The 1105-nt window shown below is 68.8% G+C and carries 2 protein-coding genes; both read right to left on the reverse strand.

Annotated features, from left to right (window positions below):
- The coding region (locus E7Z54_RS02120) for a single-stranded DNA-binding protein (RefSeq protein ID WP_136431349.1) at nt 1–412 on the reverse strand (412 nt) is incomplete at its 3' end.
- A gap of 146 nt (nt 413–558) precedes the next feature.
- Nucleotides 559–846, reverse strand: coding sequence for a 30S ribosomal protein S6 (rpsF, locus tag E7Z54_RS02125; RefSeq protein ID WP_136431351.1), 288 nt, complete (start codon nt 844–846; stop codon nt 559–561).
- Nucleotides 847–1105 lie beyond the last annotated feature (259 nt).

The raw sequence follows: 1105 nt of genomic DNA on the forward strand, positions 1-1105 counted from the left end.
CACCGGCACCGCCGCCCGAGGCGCCGTACCCGCCGCCACCGCCGGACCGGGCCGCGCGGGCGACCTTGGCCGTGGCGTAACGGAGGGCGGGGCCCACCTCTTCGACGTCGATCTCCATGGCAGTGCGCTTCTCGCCCTCACGCGTCTCGTACTGCCGCGACTTGAGGCGGCCGGTGACGATCACGCGCATCCCCTTGGTGAGGGACTCGGCGACGTTCTCGGCGTACTGCCGCCAGACCGCGCAGGAGAGGAACAGCGCGTCGCCGTCCTTCCACTCGTTGGTCTGCTTGTCGAACGTGCGTGGCGTCGACGCGATCCGGAAGTTGGCAACGGCCGCACCCGAGGGGGTGAAGCGCAGCTCCGGGTCGTCGACGAGGTTGCCGACGACGGTGATGACGGTCTCGCCTGCCATGGTGTCTCCTGTGTGGGTGCCGGTGCGTGAGGCTGGTCCGGGTCAGGCCCGGAGTCGCCCCCATCGTGACGTGAGCGACCGACAATGAGTAGTGGTCGTCCACAGCGACGGGGTCAGCCCTCGGTCGGGCGGATCCGCGAGGATCCTCAGACGGTGGGTCGCAGGACCTTGGTGCGGAGCACGGCCTCGTTGAGGCCCAGCTGACGGTCGAACTCGTCGATCGTCGACGGCTCCGCGGTCAGCTTGATGATCGCGTAGATGCCTTCGGCGTTCTTCTTGATCTCGTACGCCAGGCGGCGCTTGCCCCAGATGTCGACGTTGTCGACGGTGCCACCGTCGTTACGGACGACGTTGAGGTACTTGTCGAGCGACGGCTGGACCGTCCGCTCGTCGAGGCTCGGGTCGAGGATGACCACGACTTCATAGTTACGCAAAGCGGTCTCCACCTCCTCTGGACTCAGGCGGCCACGGACTCTCCGCGGCAGGAGGGCTCTGCACTCCGATGCGGTTCGGACCGAATCGGCTCGTATGGCGCCAGGCGGCACCGGACAGGAAAGGCTAACAGCGGCCGGCCGACAGGGCCGAATCGTCGCGCGGGGACCGTGCCGGGCGCCGCGTCAACGGCGTCCGGCACGCCCCCAGCGACTACCCCCGGCCGGGTCCCAGCATTCTCTGCTGGGGGCTCATGGCCCG

It is taken from the genome of Nocardioides sp., from assembly GCF_004803405.1.
GTDB classification, from domain to species: Bacteria; Actinomycetota; Actinomycetes; order Propionibacteriales; family Nocardioidaceae; genus Nocardioides; species Nocardioides vastitatis.